Genomic DNA, 23,079 nt, shown 5'->3' with positions numbered 1-23,079 from the left:
TGGCCGCAAGATTAGCCGTGCGCTGAATGAGGTGCAACCGGGTGCAACCCTTTTTTTGCCGGAATAATACGCAGCTCGTCAGGAAATAATTTCTGGTACGAAAGTGCTGCTCCTGCTTGGTGCTTTTGCTTCTAGCAAAGAGGCGTGACTGCCACAAAAGGGAGCAAAAACGGGGTGATCGTCGATTAATCCGACTGGGTGCAACTAATTCTCGCGAAACTGGTTGCACCTTATTTGCTTTGTTGCATAGCATTCGCCGCCAAGGTGCAACCGGGAATAACCCGGTGTACCGGCTGATGGCTTTCCTGGGGAAACATCAGTCTTAAATGCGCGGGATCCCGGATCGTCTGCCAAACGTCGTCGTTTGCGAGCGGTTCACTACCGCCGCTACATAAAAACAAAGCCAGGGCGTAACTCAATGAGCGTAAGCAATCCAACCCTGATCACATTCGTGATCTACATCGCAGCAATGGTGCTGATCGGCTTGATGGCCTATCGCTCCACCAACAACCTTTCTGACTATATTCTCGGTGGTCGCAGCCTCGGCAGCGTCGTCACCGCGCTGTCTGCCGGTGCCTCCGACATGAGCGGCTGGTTGCTGATGGGCCTGCCGGGCGCCATCTACATGTCCGGTCTGTCTGAAAGCTGGATCGCCATCGGCCTGATCGTCGGTGCCTACCTGAACTGGCTGTTCGTCGCCGGCCGTCTGCGGGTGCAGACCGAGCACAACGGCGATGCACTGACTCTGCCGGACTACTTCTCCAGCCGTTTCGAAGATAAAAGCGGCTTGCTGCGGATTATCTCGGCGGTGGTGATTCTGGTGTTCTTCACCATCTACTGCGCCTCCGGCATCGTCGCCGGTGCGCGTCTGTTCGAAAGCACCTTTGGCATGTCCTACGAGACGGCGCTGTGGGCCGGTGCTGCGGCGACCATTGCTTACACCTTCGTCGGCGGTTTTCTCGCGGTGAGCTGGACCGACACCGTACAAGCGACCCTGATGATCTTCGCGCTGATCCTTACGCCGATCATCGTCCTGCTGGCCACCGGCGGCGTCGACACCACGTTCCTGGCCATCGAAGCGCAGGATCCGAGCAACTTCGACATGCTCAAAGGCACCACCTTCATTGGCATCATCTCGCTGATGGGTTGGGGTCTGGGCTACTTCGGCCAGCCGCACATCCTCGCGCGTTTCATGGCGGCGGATTCGGTGAAGTCGATCGCCAAGGCGCGTCGCATTTCCATGGCCTGGATGATCCTGTGCCTGGGCGGCACCGTGGCGGTGGGCTTCTTCGGTATCGCTTACTTCTCGGCGCACCCGGAAGTGGCCGGTCCGGTCACCGAGAACCCGGAGCGCGTGTTCATCGAACTGGCGAAAATCCTCTTCAACCCATGGGTTGCCGGTGTGCTGCTGTCGGCCATTCTGGCTGCGGTAATGAGCACCCTGAGCTGCCAGTTGCTGGTGTGCTCAAGCGCCCTGACCGAAGACTTCTACAAGACCTTTCTGCGCAAGTCCGCCTCCCAGCTTGAGCTGGTCTGGGTCGGTCGTGCCATGGTGCTGCTGGTAGCCTTGATTGCCATCGCGATGGCTGCCAACCCGGAAAACCGCGTACTGGGTCTGGTGTCCTACGCCTGGGCCGGTTTCGGTGCTGCGTTCGGTCCGGTGGTGCTGATCTCGGTCGTCTGGAAAGACATGACCCGCAACGGCGCACTGGCCGGTATTCTGGTCGGCGCAATCACCGTGGTGGTCTGGAAGCATTTCGAACTGCTGGGTCTGTACGAAATCATTCCTGGCTTCATCTTCGCCAGCCTGGCCATCTACTTTGTCAGCAAGGCGGGTGAACCGACTCGCGGCATGGTTGAGCGCTTCGAGGCAGCGGAAAAAGATTTCCATCTGAACAAGTGATGGACTGAGCTGCGGCTCACATGAAAACGGCCCGTTTCCTACCGGAGGCGGGCCGTTTTTTATGGCCTGTGATTTCTCGAATCCTGTGGAAATCCATTGTGGGAGCGAGCCTGCTCGCGAATGCGATTGATCATTCAATGAATGTATCGACTGACATGCCGCTTTCGCGAGCAGGCTCGCTCCCACAGGGTGGGTGGCAGGTTTGATTGAATTGTCTGTAGTCGAACGGCCGAATTAACAAGGTCCTTTCAGCAAACCACGTAGGGCAAATCTGAATTTCCCGTCACCTGCTCATCACCCCTTGCCCCTCATGCAGAATCGCCCGCCCTCACACTGCAGAGAGACATCGGATGTTCGCGCCTGCCAATCAACCGCGTTTCACGTTGACCCTCGAAGGCGCCCGGCACGACCTCAAGGTCCTTGAGTTCACGGGCAGGGAAGCCATCAGCCAACCCTTTCGCTTCGAGCTGGAACTGGTCAGCGAGCGGCCGGACCTGGATCTGGAAAGCCTGCTGCATGGTCAGGCGTTTCTGAGTTTCGATGCTCAGGGTTGCGGTATTCATGGTCAGATTTATCAGGTCGGGCAGGGCGATTCCGGGAAACGTCTGACACGCTATCACCTCAGCCTTGTCCCGCGTCTGACGTATCTGGGGCATCGCATCAACCAGCGGATTTTTCAGCATCAGAACGTGCCGCAAATTGTCACGCAGATCCTCAAGGACCATTCGATCCTGCGCGATGCCTTTGAATTTCGCCTGGGCAGCGAATACCCGGAGCGCGAATACTGCGTGCAATACGCCGAAAGCGATCTGGCCTTCATCCAGCGTCTGTGTGCCGAAGTCGGCATTCATTACCACTTTCAACACAGCCCCGAAGGCCATTTGCTGGTATTCGGCGACGACCAGACCGTGTTCCCCAAGCTGCCCGAGCCGACGCTGTATCTGCCGGGCAGCGGCATGTCGGCGGGCGCGCCGGCGATTCAGCGTTTCAATGTGCGCGTGGAAACCCGCACCAGCGTCGTCACCCGGCGCGACTACAACTTCGAAAAACCACGCCTGTCGCTGGAAAGTCGCAGTGACGGCGAGCAGCGTCCAGTGCTGGAGGACTATCACTTTCCCGGTCAATTCAATGATCGCGAAACCGGCAAAGGCCTGACGCGCCGCGCGCTTGAACGTCATGTCGCCGATTACCGTCAAGCCGAAGGCACCAGCGACGAATCCTCGCTGGTCTGCGGACATTTCCTGCAACTCACCGAGCATCCGCGCAGCGACTGGAATGATCTGTGGTTACTCACCTGTATCGAGCATCGCGGCCGCCAGCCGCAGGTACTGGAGGAGTCGGTGACCAGCGATGGCGAATCCTTTCAGGGTTATCGCAATACTTTCGTTGCCACGCCGTGGGACGTGGTCTTTCGTCCGGCACTGTGCCTGGAAAAACCGCGCATGTCGGGCTACCAACCTGCCGTGGTCACCGGCCCGAAAGATCTGGAAATCCATTGCGATGAATACGGCCGGGTCAAGGTGCAACTGGCCTGGGACCGCGATGGCGAACTCAACGAGTACTCCAGTTGCTGGCTGCGCGTTGCGACCGGTTGGGCTCACGATCACTACGGCAGCGTGTTGATTCCGCGCGTCGGCATGGAAGTTTTGGTCGGCTTCATTGATGGCGATGCCGACAAGCCGCTGGTCATGGGTTGCCTGCCGAATGCGGCGACCCCGGTGCCGCTGGATCTGCCGGCAGACAAGACCCGCAGTATCTTCCGCAGCCAGAGCAGTCCCGGCGGTGGCGGTTATAACGAACTGCGCATCGAGGACAAAAAGGGCGCCGAGGAAATCTACCTGCGTGCCCAGCGCAACTGGACCCAGCATGTGCTCAACGACCAGCAGCTGCAGGTCGATAATCAGCGCAGTGTGGTGGTCACCGGCACCGCCCGCCATGAACTCAAGGCCGACGAGCAACGCATCACCCACGGCCAGCGCCAGACCGAAGTCAGGCAGGATGATCATTTGTCCGTGCTCGGCGACCGGCAGGTGCGGGTGAACAGCCAGGCCACCAGCGCCTCGGCGCAGATCCATATCAGCGCAGGCCAGCAAGTGGTCATTGATGGCGGCGCGAGCGCGACGATTCAGGCCGGGGGACAGTGGATCAACATTGGTCCCGGCGGAATTTTCAGCAGCGTGCCAATTGTTGTGGGCGGCGCGCCGATGGCGGCGACCAGCGCTGCGCCGGTGGTGCCGGGATTGCCGGAGAAACTGGCCGCTGCGCCGGCGGCGATTCTCACCGCCGCACAGATCATGAGTCTCAAAGGTGATGCGCCATTCTGCGAGGAGTGTGAGCGTTGTAAGGATGGTGTTTGTGCAGCGTGAGGAATTGACGCCCGAACAATGGCTGGCGCGGCAGCCGCTGCATGCGTCGGAACAACTGTTCGCCATTTTCAGCCGCGCCAGCGACGCCGATGCCTTCAAAGCCTGGCAGGGCACGGCGAATCCGGTCTGGGCCGAAACCATTTATGCCGAGTGGGACGCGGTGATGCCCTACGTGGGAATTGTCGCTGCAGACAGTGAGTTTTTACGTTGGGTGGCGGAAACAGAATCCCGGGATTGGGGATGGTTGGCGGTGTCTTCGGCAGATCTGGACGTGCTGGTCGAACATTTCCGCAGCCTGACTCAAGTGCTGATGCCGGACGGTAAAACCGTTTTTTTCCGCTTTTGGGATGGTCGGTTTCTGCTGCCTCTTTTGCACTCTGACGAGGTCAATTCCGCGCAATTGCTGCCAGTCGTTTCACGAGCCTTGATCAATGGCCAAGCCATTGAAATCGGGGGCCGTGCGCTGGTTTCGGGGCGAGTCTTTCCGTGGTGGAGCGTGCCGCAATCGCTGTTGGCGCAGACTGATGCAAGCGTACGCATCGCCAATGCTCTGCAATGGCTGAGCGAGGAGCAACCGGCCATATTCGAGGCGTTTCCCGAGACGGTCCTGCGTTGCAAGGTCGGGCAGTTTTTCAAATTATCGATGTCGGAAGATTCGTCACGATCGGCGCTTCTGGAGTTTTTGCTGGCAGAGGCAGAGTGAAGTTTCGGGGCAAACGCTTCGGACGTTTCCTTCGAATCGCGGCGGTTTTCATGAACTGGTGCGTGGTGGGTTGCAGGGATAGTCTTTTCGTTGTCACCGCGAGAGTGGTGGCAGGGTGAAGGATTCCCGCATTCATGACGTTACAGTTCGTTGGCTTTTTGCGGCACTTGGTTCAAGTCCGTAAGATCGTTCGCGGCGGCTGTGCGTGGGGCACGCTTCGGCGTGGCCGAGGTCCATGATTGCTCGGTTCCTACTCCCGCGCACAGCTGCCACCCTAACCCGTAGGAAGGTGTGATGGCGGCTCACGTTTATCAATCATGGGACCCGGAAAATGACCAATATGCATACTGATTCACCCTACGAAAAAATCACTCCTCACCCCGACAACCGCTTCATGGCCCTCACCGGCAATTGCAGCGACATGCCCAGCCTGTTCGTCGACACCCACGTGCCCCTCGACATCCTCATGGACGCCGCCAACCATCGCATCCGCGCCGTGGTCCAGGTCCTGGAAAACATGTGCATGCGCGGCTCGATCGAATGCGACTCCGTGATCCTCAGCGACTTCGCCCTGCTGTGCGCCATCCCATTGCGCGATGGCTGTGATGTGCTCGATGTCATCGGCAGACGCTTGCGCAGCATGCCCGCCTGAAGATCAGAAGATCGCAGCCTTCGGCAGAGTGGACGCCTATCCCATGTAGGGGCTGCCGAAGACTGCGATCTTTTGTCGTTGAAGAGCAAGTCACGGCGTTGTTTTAGGCTGCGAAGCCAACCTTATTGAAGCGGTAAACAGAATTTTTTATCAGGGTTACTTTTTTTATATCTTTGTCACATTTCCCAGAAGTCTGCCAGCAGCGCCGTCGCTAATGGTAAAGCTGACCTTGTCACCAACTTTCAGGCGGGGATCGCCCGGAGTGCTTACGCTCAGGTCTCCACTGTTGTCATCGGGTTTCACCGTTATTGAGTATGTTGGGTACGGCCCGCCTGCACCACTGGTATAGGCGCTAATCACGGTGCCATTGCCCGATGTATTTACAGTAATTTTTGCCATTTCCAATCTCCTTCCAGTCGTAGTCTAGAATCAGGGCGATCGATTGATTTTCGCGTCGTTCAGACTATGGATCAGTAGCTACCGATAACGCCACTGTCAGATCTGACAGGTAATTGCATTAAATACTACCGTCTATCCAAATTCGACCTTTGTGCAGCTCCGTAAAATTCCTCATCTCCGATTTCCTGATATGGCCTTCAACTACCCCCCACTTTGCGCCGTGCTCCTGGTGCTGGAGAATATATGCATGCGCCGTTCGATCAAGGTGACTCGATGATCCTCAGCGACTTCGCCAAATTCTGCGCCATCCCCTTGCTCGACGTCATCGGGCGACGTCTGGGCGCCATGCCTGCCTGAACTGTTCAGAAGCAAAATCAAAAGATCGCAGCCTTCGTCAGCTCCTACACGGGATCATCTGTAGTAGCTGCCGAAGGCTGCGATCTTTTGACGTTTAGGGTTCAGCAGTCAGTCTGCGATGTGCCGATCCTGGGTCTTGATAAAACTGTCGAAAGCCTCTGACTTGAGACCTCCAGGCACCCATAAAAAACGAAATGGCTTTTCGAGTGTTTGCTGATCGACGGTGTCTGCTCAGATGCCGCATACACATAGTTTCTGGTTGTTTTATAACGATCGTGCAGCACTTGCAGCGTGTCTTCATTATGCTGGATGGAATGCAGGCCGTTGCCCATGGATGAGTAGGCATTGGCGGATAGTGCAATGTCTTTTCTCTGGGCTGATTGCTCATTGAATGGCGCCGGGATGCAGTTGGCTCAGCCCGTAGTTCTTTAGTGTCTGGCGTGCCTGTTCAATGTGGGTTTCGTCGGCAAGGGCGAGGTATGGACTAAGAAGGCTGAGTAAACAGATGATCAGATATCGCATGAATTTTTGACTTCCTGTCGTTGATGGTTAGCCAGTTTAACGCCATAAAAGCAAAGCCCCTCACCCTAGCCCTCTCCCAGAGGGAGAGGGGACTGACCGAGTTGTCTGGGTGTTGTACGCCGACCTGCGACTTCAGCGGTGAACTTCGCTTGGCCAAGCCTGGATGGTGGTGTTCTTTCGGGGGACTGACCGAGTTGTCTGGGTGTTGTACGCCGACCTGCGACTTCAGCGGTGAACTTCGTTTGGCCAAGCCTGAGATCACGTCGATCATTCAGGTCGATGTAACTCGCAAGATCGCCACCGTAAGTCCCCTCTCCCTTCGGGAGAGGGTTAGGGTGAGGGAAAGGCGTTTGTCCACTCGGCTGCGAACCCCTGACTTGCCGCCCGGTAAAAGGTAAACTTTGCGGCCCTCGCAGGAGCAGCCATGAATTATCGTCACGCCTTCCATGCCGGCAATCACGCCGATGTGTTCAAACACCTGACCTTGACCCGCCTCATCGCTCTGATGTCGCGCAAGGAGCAGCCGTTTGCCTATCTCGACACGCACGCCGGCATCGGTCTGTATGACTTGCAGGGCGATCAGGCCAATCGCACCGGCGAGTACCTGGAAGGCATTGCGCGGTTGTGGGATCAGCCGGACCTGCCGGCGCTGACTGCCGACTATATGAAGGTGCTGCACGAGATGAACCCGGATGGCCAGTTGCGCTATTACCCGGGTTCGCCGGAGCTGGCACGGCGTCTGACGCGGCCGCAGGATCGGGTGATGCTCAACGAGAAGCATCCCGAAGATGGCGTGTTGCTCAAGGACAACATGGCCGGCGATCGTCGAGTGAAAGTGCATCTGGGCGAGGGCTGGCATGTGGCGCGGGCGATGTTGCCGGTGCAGGAGAAGCGCGCGGTGATGCTGATCGATCCGCCGTTCGAGCAACTCGACGAGATGCAGCGTTGCGCGGCGTCGATGAAAGAAGCCATCGGCCGCATGCGCCAGACTGTGGCTGCGATCTGGTATCCGGTGAAGGATCAGCGTGCACTGCGGCGTTTCTATCAGGACCTGGCAGGCACGGGTGCACCGAAGTTGCTGCGTGTGGAGCTGCTGGTGCATCCGCTGGATACGCCGAACAGCCTGAACGGTTCCGGGCTGGCGATCGCCAATCCGCCGTGGGGGCTGGAAGAAGAGTTGCGTGAGTTGCTGCCGTGGTTGTCGAAGAAGCTGGGGCAGACCCAGGGTGGCTGGCAGATGGATTGGTTAATTGCCGAGAGCTGATCGCCGAGCGATCGTTCCCACGCTCCGCGTGGGAATGCCTCAATGGACGCTCTGCGTCCGCTGTCAGGACGCGGAGCGTCCCGGGCTGCATTCCCACGCAGAGCGTGGGAACGATCAGGCGGGGTTAGTTGCCCGCCAGGCTCGCAGGCATGCAAACGCCGGTGCCGCCAATCCCGCAATAACCCTCAGGGTTCTTCGCCAGATATTGCTGGTGATACGTCTCGGCGAAGTACACGGTCGGCGCCTGTTCGATCTCGGTGCTGATTTCGCCCAGACCCGCCTTCGACAGTTCCGCCTGATACACAGCCTTGCTCTTCAGCGCCGCGTCCAGATGCTCAGGCGAGGTCGCGTAGATCACCGAGCGGTACTGGGTGCCGATGTCGTTGCCCTGACGCATGCCCTGAGTCGGGTTGTGCAGTTCCCAGAACATCGCCAGCAGTTCCTCGTAACTGACTTGGGCCTTGTCATACACCACCAAGACCACTTCGGCGTGGCCGGTCAGGCCCGAGCAGACTTCTTCGTACGTCGGGTTCGGCGTGAAGCCGCCGGCGTAACCGACCACGGTGCTGACCACACCTTCGCGCTGCCAGAAACGTCGTTCCGCGCCCCAGAAGCAACCCAGACCGAAAATCGCAAAGTCGACGTCCTGAAAGAATGGACCGAGCAGCGGGGTGTCTTCGAAGACGAAGTGTTTTTCCGGCAGGGTCATCGCGGTTTCGCGGCCGGGCAGGGCTTGTTCTTTGGTTGGAAGCACGTTTTTGTTCACCAGAATTTCCGAGCGCAGAACCATGAGCGTTCCTCTCAGTCAGGTTGGAGGTAAAAAGTCAGACCGCCAGTGTGCCGAATGATGCCGGAATTCGCACTATCAAAACTGTGGGAGCGAGCCTGCTCGCGAAAGCGGGGTGTCAGGCGACGAAGATGTCGACGGTTTTATCGCCTTCGCGAGCAGGCTCGCTCCCACAAGGGATCTTCATAGAGGCAGGCTTTAGAGGCACAGCGGCCCACGCGGGTAGCGCTTGAGGGCTTTGATCAACTCGTCACCGGGAATCGGTCGGTCGAACAGATAACCCTGACCGACGTCGCAACGATGCCGGCGCAGGAACGCCAGTTGCTCGGCGGTTTCGATGCCTTCGGCGACCACCTTGAGTTTCAGGTTATGGGCCATGGCAATCACCGCGGAGGTGATTTCCATGTCGTCCTGATTGTCGGGGATTTCGTGGATGAAGCTGCGATCGATCTTGATGATGTCGATCGGGAATTTCTTCAGATAGCTCAGCGACGAGTACCCGGTGCCGAAGTCATCCATGGCCAGGGTCAGGCCCAGGCGCTTGAGCTGGTCGAGTTGCAAATGCGTGTCTTCGGTGGCTTCCAGCAGCAGGCCTTCGGTCAGCTCGAGTTCGAGCAGATTGGCCGGCAGCGCTTCTTCCCTGAGGATGTTGGCGATCGAGGCGACCAGATCCGGATCAGAGAACTGTTTCGGTGACAGATTGATTGCCACTTGCAGGTTGCCCAAGCCGGCAGCGGTCAAGGATTTGCTCATGCGGCACGCCTGACGCGCGATCCATTTGCCGATCGGAATGATCAGGCCGGTTTCCTCGGCGACGCTGATGAACTGATCCGGGCGGATCATGCCGCGCTCCGGGTGGTTCCAGCGCAACAGCGCTTCCATGCCCAGCAGGCGACCGCTGCGCAGGCACAGCTTGGGCTGGTAGAACACGTCCAGCTCGTTCTGCGTGAGGGCGCGGCGCAGGTTGTTCTCGACGAACAGTTTGTAACTGGCTTCAGCGTTCAGCGCTTCAGTGAACACCTGCAACTGGTGTTTGCCGTTGGCCTTGGCCTTGTGCAGCGCCAGGCCGGCGTTGCGCATCAGGGTCTGCGGGTCGCGGCCGTGCAGCGGCGCGCAGGCCAGGCCGACGGAGCCGGTGACGCTGATCAACTGATTGTCGACGAACATCGGCTTGTCGAGGGTCATCAGCAACTGACTGGCGATCTGCTGCCCGGCGTCAAGGTCGGTGTCGTCGAGCAACACGGCGAATTCGTTACTGGCAAAACGCGCCAGGCTGCCACTCGGGCTGAGGCTGTTGCGCAGGCGCCGGGCGAGGCTGATCAACAGTTTGTCGCCGGTCTGGTGACCGAGGCTGTCGTTGATCCGCTTGAAGTTGTCGATGTCCACCAGCAACAGGCTGATCGGCGTATCGCTGTCGCGGGCGAAGCGCTCATCGAGATTGCGGATGAATGCCGGACGGTTGCCGAGGTTGGTCAGGTTGTCGGTGTAGGCCAGGCGCTCGATGCGTTGCTGGGCCAATTTGGTCTGGGTGATGTCTTCGTAGATGCCGATGTAATGCGTGAGCTCACGGTTATCGCCGTAGACCTTGGAGATCGACAGCTGGCCCCAGTACGGTTCGAGGTTCTTGCGTCGGCTCTTGAATTCGCCCTGCCAGCTGTTGCTCTGGGCCAGCGCCGAGGGCGCGTCGAACAGCAGTTCGCTTAGGTTTTCCAGCGCCGGCAATTCCGACAAGCGCTGACCGTGGACCTCCTCGGTTGTGTACTGGGTGATCGCGGTGAAGCTCGGGTTGACGTACTCGACCACGCCGTCGCAGTTGACCAGCAAGAAGGCGTTGGCGCTTTGCTCGACCGCGCGCTGAAACAGGTGCAGGGCGCTGGTGGCAGTGCGTCGGTTATGGTTGTTGATCACTTGTGCGAACTGGTCGGCCAGTTCGCCGGCAAAGGCGATTTCGTCGGACTGCCAGGCACGGGTGACGCCGGTCTGTTCCAGGCACAACACGCCGACAACCTGGCCGTCGACGCGAATGCTGGCATCGAGCATGGCGTTGACGTCACGCGGACGCATCGCCTCGGCCATCTCGCGGGTGCGCGGGTCGTGCATGGCGTTGTGGGCATCGATGGCGCGGCTGCTGTGCAGGGCTTCCATGTAGTCAGGGAAGCCGCTGATATCGATCGGCTCCGGCAGGATGTATTCCTGGGTCGCGCGATGGTAAGCGGAGATCGGCAGCAAGCGCTGGCCTTCGAGGTTCCACAGGCTGGCGCAGTCGATCTCGTAGATATCGCAGGCGCAGCGGGTGATCAGTTCAGCGGCTTCCTGCAGCGAGTTGTGCGTGCTGTAGCGCTGGCGTGCGAGCAGCAGAATCAGATCCTGCTGGGCACGCACGCGCTCCAGATGCTGCAGTTGTTCCTGCTGGGCACGCTGGTTCAGCTCAAGGGCGATTTGCAGGCGCGAGTTCTGGGTTTCCAGATCCACCGAAGGCAGCGACTGGGTTTCGTCGAACACCTCGTCGACCGCCAGCAGGTAGCCGCGCAGCAAGTGCCGGTTGTGCTGTTTGTAGGCTTCGCCCAGCTCGAGGATGTTCAACGCGCCGGCGGCGGTGTGCAGGGTGTAGCGCACCACGTAATGTGCGCTTTTGCTCAACTGCTGCTGAATCGCATCGTGCAGTTGATAGCGCGCCTCGGGCTCCATCAGGCTGGCGTAGGGCGAGCCGACCAGCGCGCAGAGCTCGACGGCCGGCTGGCCAAACTGGCGTTCGCAGTTGGGATCGAGGAACAGCATTGCCCAACTCGCTTCATTCAAGCGCTCGAAACGCAGCATGCCGAGCCGCGAGGGCACAGGCAACTGCGTCACTACCTCGGCCGCCATACGGCTGGCGGCATCGGGCTGGCTCTTCATGAAGGAAACTCGCTTGGAAATATGCTGAATGCGCCGGGCTCTCGCCCTCTTGTCTGTTGGCTGCGGCAAGGTTGCATCATTGCGGCACCGACTGACAAGAGAGATGAAGGCCAAGTGCTATAAGAATATGTCGGCTGCAGTGAACATTTCTCCAGTGCACAACTGAAATGAGCACAAGATCGCAGCTTCACGCAGCCCCAACAGGGTAATGCGCCTTGTGTAGAAGCTGCCGAAGGCTGCGATCTTTGGGTGTTTCAACACAATTTCATACTGATCGACTGCAACTTCTTGCCATCGCGGTCATGGTAATTGACCAATATCTGATCAGCCTCAACGACCACATGCGCAAAATTGTCTTGGCTCACCACTGCACTGGTCAGCTCGTGCCGATAATCCCCTGCCGCCGTGCGCACCAGCGGTTGATCGAGGATAAACGTCGAGGCCTTGGCATACGGCAGCAATTTGCTGTTGTGCAGCGGCGAGGACACGATGGTGTGCACTTCGAAATCGGCGTCCTCGCTGTGAGACAGGCGACTTGTCAGAGAGCCATGAACGTCGCCGGAGACGAACACCACGTTCTTGATCCGGTGAGTGCGGATGGTTTCCAGCAGGCGCAGACGCTGTTCGGGAAATGCTTTCCAGGCATCGTCACCGTTGAACTTGCGATCGGGATAGAACATCACGCTGGTCACCACGAATTTCACCCGCGCCGGGCTATGGATCAGCCATCGCAGCAGGGCCTGTTCTTGCTCGATGTCGAGAATGCGCCGGTCATCCTTCGACAAGTTGCGTCGGGTGCGGCTGTCGGTGACGAACCAGGCGATATCGCTGTCGCCAAACTGATACCAGTAATGCTTCAACGTATCCCGGTCTATCTGACCCTTCTCATTACATGCATAAACCGGGCTGTGGCTGGCTTGATAAAGTTCATAAGCGGCCATGGCGTTGCGATATAAGTCCTCGTCCGCTGCGGTGGCATTGGCAGGCCAGTTATCTTCTATTTCATGATCGTCGAGCATCATGTAAGTCGATGTATTGGACATCAGTCGCTGAATATTCGGTTGCGAAAATGCCGTTCGATATTTCTTCAGGATGTCTTTGGCTTCGCGATCCGGAGCAATGACATTCAAATCATCTACATACACTTGATCGCCGGTCATGATCACCGCACTGACCGGTAAATGACTGTTTTCGACGAGCTGATTGATCGAGCCAAAGATGCGGTCGCCCAGTTGCGGCAAGGAAGCGACGCCAGCGGTAATCCGCAGATAACGACACGAACCGACGACAAAGCCCCGAGGCTGGCTGGCTTTCGCGGTGCGGGTGCGAAAGCGGTGGAGCTGTCGCGGCCATTGCAATGGAAACTCAATGACCGTGTCGATGGTATGCACCGGATTCATCGGACTTAACCAGCCGGCTTGATATTCGTATTCACAATCAGCTTCGAGATCCTGCAATACCAGTACACCCGACATGTCATTGGCCGGGTTCAAAAGTGCAAATACGCTGTTCGACCATTTTTCCGTGCCGGCCTTGCGAGCGCGAACTCCGGCAAATACACGTTTTTTGTCCTGTTGTTCGCCGCGCATGAAAATGCGCACTTCGTTAGTTGTGGCGTGGCCCACGATGGGGCCGATAGTCGGTTTGAACATGATCGATTCCGTTCGAGATTTTAATAAACAAGATTTAAATAAGCGGAGCGCGTTGAAGCAACTTTCCTGAGCAGAGGTTAGTTGGCCAGCGGCGGAAAATATTGGCGTTAAGTGGACCAGACCTGTGGCCGATGTCAGCGCAGGTTGTAGGAAAGAGGCGCGATCCGGTTTATTTCAGGCAAAAAAAAGCCCCGTCAATTGACGGGGTTGAGGTACGAGCGTGTGGCGCTCGAAAGGGTGCAGCAAGCGGCCCTCCGTCGCCGGAGGGCCGTTTGAGTTACAGCAGGATGGTGCGGATGTCGCCCAACAGACTGCCCAGTCGCTGAGTAAAGCGCGCAGCTGCAGCGCCGTTGATCACGCGGTGATCGTAGGAAAGCGACAGTGGCAGCATCAGCTTCGGCTGGAAGACTTTGCCGTCCCAGACGGGCTGGATGGTTGCCTTGGACACACCGAGGATCGCCACTTCCGGCGCGTTGACGATCGGCGTGAAGCCGGTGCCGCCAATATGGCCGAGGCTGGAAATGGTGAAGCAGGCGCCTTGCATCTCGTCCGACGACAGCTTCTTGGTGCGGGCTTTCTCAGCCAGCGAAGCCGCTTCGGCTGCCAATTGCAGCAGGCTCTTCTGGTCGACGTTCTTGATCACCGGCACCAACAGGCCATCCGGAGTGTCGACGGCGAAGCCGATGTTCACGTATTTCTTGCGGATGATCGCCTTGCCGCTTGGCGCCAGCGAACTGTTGAAGTCCGGCAGCTCCTTGAGCAAGTGCGCGCAGGTCTTGAGCAGCAGCGGCAGGATGGTCAGCTTGACGCCAGCCTTCTCGGCCACGGCTTTCTGCGCAACACGGAAAGCTTCCAGCTCGGTGATGTCCGCCGAGTCGAATTGCGTCACGTGTGGCACGTTCAGCCAGCTGCGGTGCAGGTTGGCGGCGCCGACCTGCATCAGGCGGGTCATCGGCACTTCTTCGATTTCGCCGAAACGGCTGAAATCGACCACCGGGATCGGCGGAATGCCCGCACCACCGGTAGCGCCGCCGGCAGCGGCCGGGGCTTCCTTGGCCTTCTGCATCATCGCCTTGACGTAAACCTGCACGTCTTCCTTGAGGATGCGACCGTGCGGACCGCTGGCGCCAACGGCGCTCAGCTCGACGCCGAACTCACGGGCCAGTTGACGCACGGCAGGGCCGGCGTGAACTTTCGCGCCCGGCTTGGCCGGTGCGGCGGCTGGAGCGGCGGCAGCAGGTGCAGCGGCAGCCGGAGCAGCAGCGGCAGGTGCCGGAGCGCTCGGAGCTGCGGCAGCTGGAGCCGGGGCAGCAGCAGGGGCCGCGCCTTTGACTTTCAGCTTGAGGATCAGATCGCCGGTACCGACTTCGTCATCCAGCTTGATGGAAACGCTTTCCACCACGCCAGCGGCAGGTGATGGGATTTCCATGCTTGCCTTGTCGGATTCCAGGGTGATCAGCGACTGGTCGGCTTCAACGGTATCGCCCGCCTTGACCAACACTTCGATGATCTTGGCTTTGCCAGCCGAGCCGATGTCCGGAACGTGGATGTCCTGAACGCTGTCGGCAACCGGTGCTGCTGGCGCGGCTGCCGGAGCAGGCGCAGCGGCAGCGGCCGGTGCAGCAGCCTGGGCCGGAGCGGCAGCCGCAGGGGCCGCAGCACCCGCCACTTCCAGATCCAGAATCAGGTCGCCAGTGCCGACTTCGTCGTTGAGCTTGACGCTGATGGCCTTGACCACGCCAGCGGCAGGCGACGGGATTTCCATGCTGGCCTTGTCGGATTCCAAGGTGATCAACGACTGATCAGCTTCGACGCTGTCGCCGACCTTGACCTGGATCTCGATGATCTGCGCCTTGCCCGACGAACCGATGTCCGGCACGTGCACTTGCTTTACCGAAGCGGCAGCAGGAGCAGCGGCAGGCGCGGCAGCAGCAGGTGTCGCAGCCGGTTTCTCTTCGGCTTTGGCAGGAGCAGCGGCAGGCGCAGGTGCCGCTTCAGCGGCGCCCTCGACTTCCAGCTCAAGCAGTTCGTCGCCTTCTTTCAGACGGTCGCCCAGCTTCACTTTCAGGCTCTTGATGACGCCGGCTTTCGGGGCCGGCACTTCCATGCTGGCCTTGTCCGATTCCAGGGTCAGGATGCTCTGGTCGGCTTCGATGCGGTCGCCGACCTTCACAAACAGTTCAATTACTTCACCTTCACCGCTGCCGATGTCAGGTACGCGAATGAGTTCGCTCACAAAATGTCTCCTCAGCAGTCCAGTGGGTTGCGTTTTTCCGGGTCGATGCCGAACTTGGCGATGGCTTCAGCCACAACCTTAGGTTCGATATCACCACGGTCAGCCAATGCTTCCAGGGCTGCCAACACCACGAAATGACGGTCGACTTCGAAGAAATGACGCAGTTTCTTGCGGCTGTCGCTACGGCCGAAACCGTCGGTGCCCAGGACTTTGAATTCCTTGGACGGTACCCACTGACGGATCTGCTCGGCGAACAGCTTCATGTAGTCGGTAGAAGCAATGACCGGACCTTTACGGCCGTTCAGGCACTCTTCGACGTAGCTCAGCTTAGGCTTCTGACCAGGCTTGAGACGGTTGCTGCGTTCTACGGCCAGGCCGTCGCGACGCAGTTCGTTGAAGCTGGTAACGCTCCACACGTCGGCGCCGACGTTGAACTCTTCACGCAGGATCTTCGCCGCTTCACGCACTTCGCGCAGGATGGTGCCGGAGCCCATCAGCTGAACGTGGTGCGCCGCATCGCGAGTGTCTTCCTCGAGCAGGTACATGCCTTTCTTGATGCCTTCTTCGGCACCGGCCGGCATGGCTGGCTGCTGGTACGACTCGTTCATCACGGTGATGTAGTAGAAGATGTCCTGTTGCTCTTCGGTCATCTTCTTCATGCCGTCCTGAATGATCACCGCCAGCTCGTAGCCGTAGGTCGGATCGTAGGTGCGGCAGTTCGGGATGGTCGCGGCCAGCAGGTGGCTGTGACCGTCTTCGTGCTGCAGACCTTCACCGTTCAGGGTGGTGCGGCCAGCGGTGCCGCCGATCAGGAAGCCACGGGTACGGCTGTCGCCAGCGGCCCAGGCCAGGTCGCCGATACGCTGGAAGCCGAACATCGAGTAGAAGATGTAGAACGGCAGCATCGGCTGGTTGTGGCTGGAGTACGAAGTACCGGCAGCGATGAACGAGCTCATGGCGCCTGCTTCGTTGATGCCTTCTTCAAGGATCTGACCTTTCTGGTCTTCCTTGTAGAACATCACCTGGTCCTTATCGACTGGCTCGTAGAGCTGGCCGACGGAGGAGTAGATGCCCAACTGGCGGAACATGCCTTCCATACCGAAGGTACGGGCTTCGTCCGGGATGATCGGGACGATGCGCGGGCCGATTTCCTTGTCCTTGACCAGTTGCGCTAGGATCCGCACGAAAGCCATGGTGGTGGAAATTTCACGGTCGCCCGAGCCATCGAGGATGGCTTTCAGAGTGTCCAGATCCGGAGTCGGTACGCTGAAGCTCTGCGCGCGGCGCTGTGGCACGAAACCGCCCAGTGCGGCACGGCGCTCGGCGAGGTAGCGGGCTTCGGCGCTGTTTGGCTCTGGCTTGAAGAACGGCAGGTTCTCCAGCTCCTCGTCCTTGACCGGGATGTCGAAGCGGTCGCGGAACAGCTTCAGGCTGTCGACGTCGACTTTCTTGGTGTTGTGCGCAGTGTTTTTCGCTTCGCCGGCACCGGTGCCATAACCCTTGATGGTCTTGGCGAGGATGACGGTCGGTTGTTCCTTGTGGTTGACCGCTTCGTGGTACGCCGCGTAGACCTTGTACGGGTCGTGGCCGCCACGGTTGAGTTTCCAGATCTCGTCGTCGGACAGATCGGCAACCATTGCCTTGAGTTCAGGCGTGTTGAAGAAGTGCTCGCGAACGAATGCGCCGTCTTTGGCTTTGTAGTTCTGGTATTCGCCGTCGATGACTTCGTCCATGCGGCGTTGCAGGATGCCGTCGACGTCTTTGGCCAGCAGCGGGTCCCAGAAACGGCCCCAGATGACTTTGGTCACGTTCCACTGCGCACCACGGAACACGCCTTCGAGTTCCTGGATGATCTTGCCGTTGCCGCGAACCGGGCCGTCGAGGCGCTGCAGGTTGCAGTTGATGACGAAGATCAGGTTGTCCAGCTTCTCGCGGCCGGCCAGGGAGATCGCGCCCAGGGATTCCGGCTCGTCGCACTCGCCGTCGCCCAGGAAGCACCAGACTTTCTGTTTGCCCGGCTGGATGAAACCGCGATGCTCCAGGTACTTCATGAAGCGCGCCTGGTAGATCGCCTGGATCGGACCCAGACCCATCGATACGGTCGGGAACTGCCAGAAGTCAGGCATCAGCCAAGGGTGCGGATAGGACGACAGGCCTTGACCATCGACTTCCTGACGGAAGTTGTTCATCTGGTCTTCGGTGATGCGGCCTTCCATGAATGCGCGGGCGTAAACGCCTGGCGAGGTGTGGCCCTGGAAGTAGATCAGGTCGCCGCCATGTTCGTCGGTCGGGGCCTGGAAGAAATAGTTGAAGCCGATGTCATACAGGGTCGCACTGGAAGCGAAGCTGGAGATGTGACCACCCAGGTCCGAATCTCGCAGGTTCGTGCGCATTACCATGGCCATCGCGTTCCAGCGTACCAGCGAGCGAATGCGGCGTTCCATGAACAGGTCGCCAGGCATGCGTGCTTCGTGGGTAACGGGGATCGTGTTGCGGTAAGGCGTGGTGATCGCGTAAGGGAGCTGCGAGCCGCTGCGGGTCGCGAGTTCGCCCATACGGGTCATCAGATAGTGAGCACGGTCTTCGCCTTCTTTGTCGAGAACCGATTCCAGGGCGTCCAGCCATTCCTGGGTTTCGACGGGATCGAGGTCTTGCATGGCTTGCTCCAGGGCGGAAAGGCTTCCAGAATCGGTTGCCTGAGTTTGCGACTGGCCTTGTGGGCAGACGATTTAAAATTCTTGGATTGCCGACAGGTTGTTCCGGCGGCGTGTAGTTTTACTACAAATCTTCCGGCATTTCAGCCTTTCGAATGTATAGACGAGTAGTAAAACTACAGATGAAAGGCTTGTGGCCTCCGACTGCGTTGTGAGAATAATCGTTAAGGCGGGTCGATTTCCATCCGAATAAGGTGAAAGTTTGATGCTGGATGCCAAAGAAGAAGAAATTTCAGCTATTTCTAACTTTTGTTCGACAGTCCTTCACGTAGCGGGTTTTCATCATTCACTACAAGCGGCCCTTATTACGCCGATCAAGGATAGACCATGACCCTGCCCGTGCTTGCCGAACTGCCCGCCATTCTCCTGCCGTTGGTCAGCCGATCCGAGCAGTCGTTCCGTACGTCCGTCGCCGCCCTTGAAGACGATCACGGCCTGTCGAACTGGACGCCGGAGCGCTGGGCGCAATTCGCCCGCGTCAGCGCCGCCAGCGAATTTGTCATTGAACAGAGCATTCGTGACCCTTTGATGTTGCTGTCGCTGGTGGCGTCCGGCGAACTTGATCGGGCGTTCGCGCCCGGCGAACTGTGCGCACAGATCGCCGCCGCCGTGAACAGCGCGCAGAGCGAAGACGAACTCGGCCGCGCCTTGCGCCGCCAGCGTGCACGCCATCAGGTGCGGATCATCTGGCGCGACCTGACCCGTCAGGCCGATCTGGTGCAGACCTGCCGCGACCTCTCGGACATGGCCGACGCCACCATCGATCAGGCTTATCAATGGCTGTACAGCCGCCATTGCGAGCAATTCGGCACACCCACCGGCCGGCGCAGCGGTGAGCCGCAGCAGATGGTCATCCTCGGCATGGGCAAACTCGGCGCGGTCGAGCTGAATCTGTCTTCCGACATCGACCTGATCTTCGCCTACCCCGAAGGCGGCGAAACCGTCGGCGTGAAACGCTCGCTGGATAATCAGGAATTCTTCATCCGCCTCGGCCAGCGTCTGATCAAGGCGCTCGATCCGATGACCGTCGACGGCTTCGTGTTTCGCGTCGACATGCGCCTGCGCCCCTACGGATCGTCCGGCGCGCTGGTGCTCAGCTTCAATGCGCTGGAGCAGTATTACCAGGATCAGGGCCGCGACTGGGAACGCTACGCGATGATCAAGGCGCGGGTGGTGGCTGGCGATCAGGTTGCCGGCGCGCAGTTGCTCGACATGCTGCGGCCGTTCGTCTACCGCCGTTACCTGGATTTTTCGGCGATCGAAGCGCTGCGCACCATGAAGCAGTTGATCCAGCAGGAAGTGCGCCGCAAAGGCATGGCCGACAACATCAAGCTCGGCTCCGGCGGCATTCGTGAAGTCGAGTTCATCGCTCAGGCCTTTCAGTTGATCCACGGTGGCCGCGATCTGAGCCTGCAACAGCGTCCTCTATTAAAGGTGTTGAGCACGCTGGAAGGGCAGGGCTATCTGCCGCCGGCGGTGGTCAGTGAACTGCGCGAGGGTTACGAGTTTCTGCGTTACACCGAACATGCCATTCAAGCGATTGCCGACCGTCAGACGCAGATGCTGCCGGACAGCGCGCAGGATCAGGCGCGGATCGCCTTCATGCTGGGTTTCGCCGATTGGCCGGCGTTCCACCAACAGCTGATGTACTGGCGCGGGCGCGTAGCCTGGCATTTCGCCCAGGTGATCGCCGATCCCGACGAAGAAGAGGGCGGCGAAAGCGAAGTGGTGGTCGGTGGTGAGTGGCTGCCGCTGTGGGAGGAAGAACAGGACGAAGAGGCCGCGTGCCGACAGTTGCAGGAGGGCGGTTTCGTCGATGCCGGCAAAGCCCTGAAAGCGCTGGCCGGTTTGCGTGGCAGTCCGCAATTGCGCGCGATGCAGCGGCTGGGGCGCGAGCGTCTCGATGCTTTTATCCCGCGACTGCTTGCGCAAGCGGTGGAGCACGACAATCCCGATCTGGTACTCGAGCGCGTGCTGCCGCTGGTGGAGGCGGTGGCGCGGCGTTCGGCGTATCTGGTGTTGCTCACGGAAAACCCCGGTGCGCTGCGCCGCCTGCTGACCTTGTGTGCGGCGAGCCCGTGGATTGCCGAGCAGATCACGCGCTTCCCGCTGCTGCTCGACGAATTGCTCAACGAAGGTCGGCTGTTCAAGCCGCCGCTGGCGCCGGAACTGGCGGCCGAGTTGCGCGAGCGGCTGACACGAATTCCCGAGGACGACCTCGAGCAGCAAATGGAAGCCCTGCGCCATTTCAAACTGGCGCACCGCTTGCGCGTCGCCGCCTCGGAAATTGCAGGCAGCCTGCCGCTGATGAAAGTCAGCGATTACCTGACCTGGCTGGCCGAAGCGATTCTCGAACAGGTGCTGGCCCTGGCCTGGCGGCAGACCGTGGCCAAGTACGGCACGCCGCTGCGCACCGACGGCACGCTGTGCGATCCCGGCTTCATCATTGTCGGTTATGGCAAAGTCGGCGGCCTGGAATTGGGGCATGGTTCCGATCTGGATCTGGTGTTCATCCATGACGGCGATCCGCAGGCGGAAACCGACGGGCCGAAATCCATCGACGGCGCGCAGTTCTTCACGCGCCTGGGGCAGCGGATCATTCACCTGCTCACAGCGCAGACCAACTCCGGCCAGCTGTATGAAGTGGATATGCGCCTGCGGCCGTCCGGCGCTTCCGGGCTGCTGGTGAGTTCCCTCGGCGCGTTCGCCCGCTATCAGGAAAATGAAGCCTGGACGTGGGAGCATCAGGCTTTGGTGCGCGCGCGGGTGCTGGTGGGCAGTCAGGATGTTGGCCAGGCCTTCGAAAAAGTCCGTGCGCAAGTATTGGGCAAACCTAGGGATCTGGCCAAGCTGCAACAGGAAGTCAGCGAGATGCGCGCCAAGATGCGCGACAACCTCGGCACCCGCAGCACCGCAGCCGGCACGGCGGCGAATGCGTTCGACGCGGGCGTGCCGTTCGACCTCAAGCAGGACGCCGGAGGTATCGTCGATATTGAATTTATGGTGCAATACGCGGCCCTGGCGTGGTCGCACAGCCATCCGCCGCTGCTGCGCTGGACCGATAACATCCGCATTCTGGAAGAGCTGGAACACGAAGGGCTGATGCCCGCCGAAGATGCCAGTCTGTTGCGCGAGGCCTACAAAGCCTACCGCTCCGCCGCTCACCGGCAGGCCTTGCAGAAGGACGCCGGGGTAATACCGGGCGACCAGTTTGCCGACGAACGCCGGCAGGTTTTGCGGATATGGAAAGAGATGGGGCTAAGCTGAAAGCGGTTTATGCAGCACCCAATACCCTGTGGGAGCGAGCTTGCTCGCGAAGGCGGAGTGTCAGACGACACCGATGTCGGATGTGATGGCCCCTTCGCGAGCAGGCTCGCTCCCACAGTAATCTGCGCTGAAATGCAGATGTTGAAACAGATGCAAAACCCTGTGGGAGCTGGCTTGCCAGCGATAGCGGAGTATCAGACAACAATAATGTTGAATGTGAAGACCCCAACGCGGGCAAGCCCGCTCCCACAGTAGATCTACAGTGTTTGTAGAATTCTCGAGGCGGGGAGGCGTAAATGCCTCCCCGGTTCGTTTTTGGAAACCACATGAATATTCTGATCGTTGGGCCCAGTTGGGTCGGTGACATGGTGATGGCGCAGACACTGTTTCAGTGTCTCAAGCAGCGCCACCCACAGTGCGAAATCGACGTGCTGGCCCCCGAGTGGAGCCGGCCGATCCTTGAGCGCATGCCCGAGGTACGCAAGGCCTTGAGCTTCCCGCTCGGCCATGGCGCGCTGGAACTGGCGACGCGCCGGCGCATCGGCAAATCTCTGCGCGGTCAGTACGATCAGGCGATCCTGCTGCCCAACTCGCTGAAGTCGGCGCTGGTGCCGTTTTTCGCCGGCATCCCGAAACGCACTGGCTGGCGCGGCGAATTCCGCTATGGCCTGCTCAACGACGTGCGCACTCTCGACAAAGAACGCTACCCGCTGATGATCGAGCGCTTCATGGCCTTGGCCTATGAAGCCAACGCCGAGCTGCCGAAGCCGTACCCGCGCCCGAGTCTGCAAATCGACCCGGTGACCCGCGAGGCGGCACTGGTCAAGTTCGGCCTGAGCCTCGATCGCCCGGTCCTGGCCCTGTGCCCCGGCGCCGAGTTTGGCGAATCCAAGCGCTGGCCGTCCGAGCATTACGCCAAGGTCGCCGAAGCGCGCATCCGCGAAGGTTGGCAGGTGTGGCTGTTCGGCTCGAAAAACGATCACGCGGTCGGTGAAGATATCCGCGCACGTTTGATCCCGGGCCTGCGCGAAGAATCGGTCAACCTCAGCGGCGGCACCTCGCTGGCCGAGGCCATTGACCTGCTGTCCTGCGCCGATTCCGTTGTGTCCAATGACTCCGGCCTGATGCACGTAGCTGCGGCATTGAATCGTCCGCTGGTCGCGGTATACGGCTCGACCTCGCCGGGCTTCACCCCGCCGCTGGCTGAGCAGGTCGAGATCGTGCGCCTGGGCATCGAATGCAGCCCTTGCTTCGATCGCACTTGCCGGTTCGGCCATTACAACTGCCTGCGTCAGTTGATGCCGGAAGCGGTCAACGATGCCTTGCAGAAGTTGCAGGGCTCCGTGGTCGAGGTTCATTAAC

Annotated in this window: 14 protein-coding genes; 8 read left to right on the top strand and 6 right to left on the bottom strand. The window is 59.5% G+C overall.

The genetic code is table 11. The features are described from left to right. Window positions 1-418 precede the first annotated feature (418 nt). From putP to J2Y39_RS19540, 4 genes are all read left to right on the top strand, one after another. Window positions 419-1,903, top strand: coding sequence for a sodium/proline symporter PutP (gene putP / locus J2Y39_RS19555; protein ID WP_252877305.1), 1,485 nt, complete (start codon window positions 419-421; stop codon window positions 1,901-1,903). A gap of 350 nt (window positions 1,904-2,253) precedes the next feature. Next, window positions 2,254-4,269: a type VI secretion system tip protein TssI/VgrG gene (gene tssI / locus J2Y39_RS19550; RefSeq protein WP_310219257.1), complete on the top strand. Its 2,016-nt coding sequence runs from the start codon at window positions 2,254-2,256 to the stop codon at window positions 4,267-4,269. Then, complete coding sequence (locus tag J2Y39_RS19545) at window positions 4,259-4,972, top strand: DUF4123 domain-containing protein (protein WP_310219256.1); 714 nt, start codon at window positions 4,259-4,261, stop codon at window positions 4,970-4,972. Before tssI ends, J2Y39_RS19545 begins: the two co-directional genes overlap by 11 nt. Before the next feature lie 331 nt (window positions 4,973-5,303). Continuing rightward, window positions 5,304-5,624 carry a hypothetical protein gene (locus J2Y39_RS19540; protein WP_056787448.1) on the top strand — a complete coding sequence of 107 codons (321 nt, stop codon included), beginning with the start codon at window positions 5,304-5,306 and terminating at the stop codon, window positions 5,622-5,624. A 165-nt stretch (window positions 5,625-5,789) separates the two neighbouring features. Here the strand turns inward: J2Y39_RS19540 and J2Y39_RS19535 are convergent, their stop codons facing one another. Continuing rightward, entirely contained in the window at window positions 5,790-6,023 is a 234-nt protein-coding gene (locus J2Y39_RS19535) for a hypothetical protein (protein ID WP_150638083.1), read from the bottom strand. 1,303 nt (window positions 6,024-7,326) lie between these two features. Between J2Y39_RS19535 and J2Y39_RS19530 the strand changes: the two genes are divergently transcribed. Next, a complete protein-coding gene (locus tag J2Y39_RS19530) occupies window positions 7,327-8,166 on the top strand; it encodes a 23S rRNA (adenine(2030)-N(6))-methyltransferase RlmJ (protein WP_016772007.1) in 840 nt (279 codons plus the stop codon). A 124-nt stretch (window positions 8,167-8,290) separates the two neighbouring features. On the opposite strand, the gene msrA is transcribed toward J2Y39_RS19530, so the two are convergent. The 5 genes from msrA to aceE form a co-directional block, all read right to left on the bottom strand. Then, complete coding sequence (msrA, locus tag J2Y39_RS19525) at window positions 8,291-8,956, bottom strand: peptide-methionine (S)-S-oxide reductase MsrA (RefSeq protein ID WP_056787451.1); 666 nt, start codon at window positions 8,954-8,956, stop codon at window positions 8,291-8,293. A gap of 195 nt (window positions 8,957-9,151) precedes the next feature. Then, the gene (locus J2Y39_RS19520) at window positions 9,152-11,848 is read right to left on the bottom strand and encodes an EAL domain-containing protein (protein ID WP_310219254.1); all 2,697 of its coding nucleotides are present in this window, start codon (window positions 11,846-11,848) and stop codon (window positions 9,152-9,154) included. 254 nt (window positions 11,849-12,102) lie between these two features. Beyond that, window positions 12,103-13,500 (bottom strand): alkaline phosphatase D family protein, encoded by a 1,398-nt coding sequence (locus J2Y39_RS19515; RefSeq protein ID WP_310219252.1) that lies wholly within the window; start codon window positions 13,498-13,500, stop codon window positions 12,103-12,105. Window positions 13,501-13,777: 277 nt separating this feature from the next. After that, entirely contained in the window at window positions 13,778-15,736 is a 1,959-nt protein-coding gene (aceF, locus tag J2Y39_RS19510; RefSeq protein ID WP_236168156.1) for a dihydrolipoyllysine-residue acetyltransferase, read from the bottom strand. 11 nt (window positions 15,737-15,747) lie between these two features. After that, a complete protein-coding gene (aceE, locus tag J2Y39_RS19505) occupies window positions 15,748-18,393 on the bottom strand; it encodes a pyruvate dehydrogenase (acetyl-transferring), homodimeric type (RefSeq protein WP_101156503.1) in 2,646 nt (881 codons plus the stop codon). A 262-nt stretch (window positions 18,394-18,655) separates the two neighbouring features. On the opposite strand from aceE, the gene J2Y39_RS19500 reads away from it, so the two are divergent. From J2Y39_RS19500 to waaF, 3 genes are all read left to right on the top strand, one after another. Then, window positions 18,656-18,781 carry a hypothetical protein gene (locus J2Y39_RS19500; protein WP_256584330.1) on the top strand — a complete coding sequence of 42 codons (126 nt, stop codon included), beginning with the start codon at window positions 18,656-18,658 and terminating at the stop codon, window positions 18,779-18,781. Next, on the top strand, window positions 18,778-21,717 hold the full coding sequence (glnE, locus tag J2Y39_RS19495; RefSeq protein WP_310219251.1) for a bifunctional [glutamate--ammonia ligase]-adenylyl-L-tyrosine phosphorylase/[glutamate--ammonia-ligase] adenylyltransferase: 2,940 nt from the start codon (window positions 18,778-18,780) through the stop codon (window positions 21,715-21,717). Before J2Y39_RS19500 ends, glnE begins: the two co-directional genes overlap by 4 nt. A gap of 326 nt (window positions 21,718-22,043) precedes the next feature. Further along, window positions 22,044-23,078: a lipopolysaccharide heptosyltransferase II gene (gene waaF / locus J2Y39_RS19490; RefSeq protein ID WP_236168154.1), complete on the top strand. Its 1,035-nt coding sequence runs from the start codon at window positions 22,044-22,046 to the stop codon at window positions 23,076-23,078. The last annotated feature ends 1 nt before the right edge of the window (window position 23,079 follow it).

It is taken from the genome of Pseudomonas sp. 2957 (genome assembly GCF_031456345.1).
Taxonomy (GTDB): Bacteria; Pseudomonadota; Gammaproteobacteria; order Pseudomonadales; family Pseudomonadaceae; genus Aquipseudomonas; species Aquipseudomonas siliginis.
Note: the sequence above shows the minus strand (reverse complement) of the source record. Positions and strands in the feature narration are given on the sequence as shown.

Excerpts from the sequence above, each read along its gene's own strand:
- glnE (WP_310219251.1), top strand. The coding sequence starts at position 18,778 with ATGACCCTGCCCGTGCTTGCCGAACTGCCCGCCATTCTCCTGCCGTTG.
- J2Y39_RS19535 (WP_150638083.1), bottom strand. The coding sequence starts at position 6,023 with ATGGCAAAAATTACTGTAAATACATCGGGCAATGGCACCGTGATTAGC.
- putP (WP_252877305.1), top strand. The coding sequence starts at position 419 with ATGAGCGTAAGCAATCCAACCCTGATCACATTCGTGATCTACATCGCA.
- J2Y39_RS19540 (WP_056787448.1), top strand. The coding sequence starts at position 5,304 with ATGACCAATATGCATACTGATTCACCCTACGAAAAAATCACTCCTCAC.
- msrA (WP_056787451.1), bottom strand. The coding sequence starts at position 8,956 with ATGGTTCTGCGCTCGGAAATTCTGGTGAACAAAAACGTGCTTCCAACC.
- J2Y39_RS19500 (WP_256584330.1), top strand. The coding sequence starts at position 18,656 with ATGCTGGATGCCAAAGAAGAAGAAATTTCAGCTATTTCTAACTTTTGT.
- J2Y39_RS19515 (WP_310219252.1), bottom strand. The coding sequence starts at position 13,500 with ATGTTCAAACCGACTATCGGCCCCATCGTGGGCCACGCCACAACTAAC.
- J2Y39_RS19530 (WP_016772007.1), top strand. The coding sequence starts at position 7,327 with ATGAATTATCGTCACGCCTTCCATGCCGGCAATCACGCCGATGTGTTC.
- waaF (WP_236168154.1), top strand. The coding sequence starts at position 22,044 with ATGAATATTCTGATCGTTGGGCCCAGTTGGGTCGGTGACATGGTGATG.
- aceE (WP_101156503.1), bottom strand. The coding sequence starts at position 18,393 with ATGCAAGACCTCGATCCCGTCGAAACCCAGGAATGGCTGGACGCCCTG.
- tssI (WP_310219257.1), top strand. The coding sequence starts at position 2,254 with ATGTTCGCGCCTGCCAATCAACCGCGTTTCACGTTGACCCTCGAAGGC.
- J2Y39_RS19520 (WP_310219254.1), bottom strand. The coding sequence starts at position 11,848 with ATGAAGAGCCAGCCCGATGCCGCCAGCCGTATGGCGGCCGAGGTAGTG.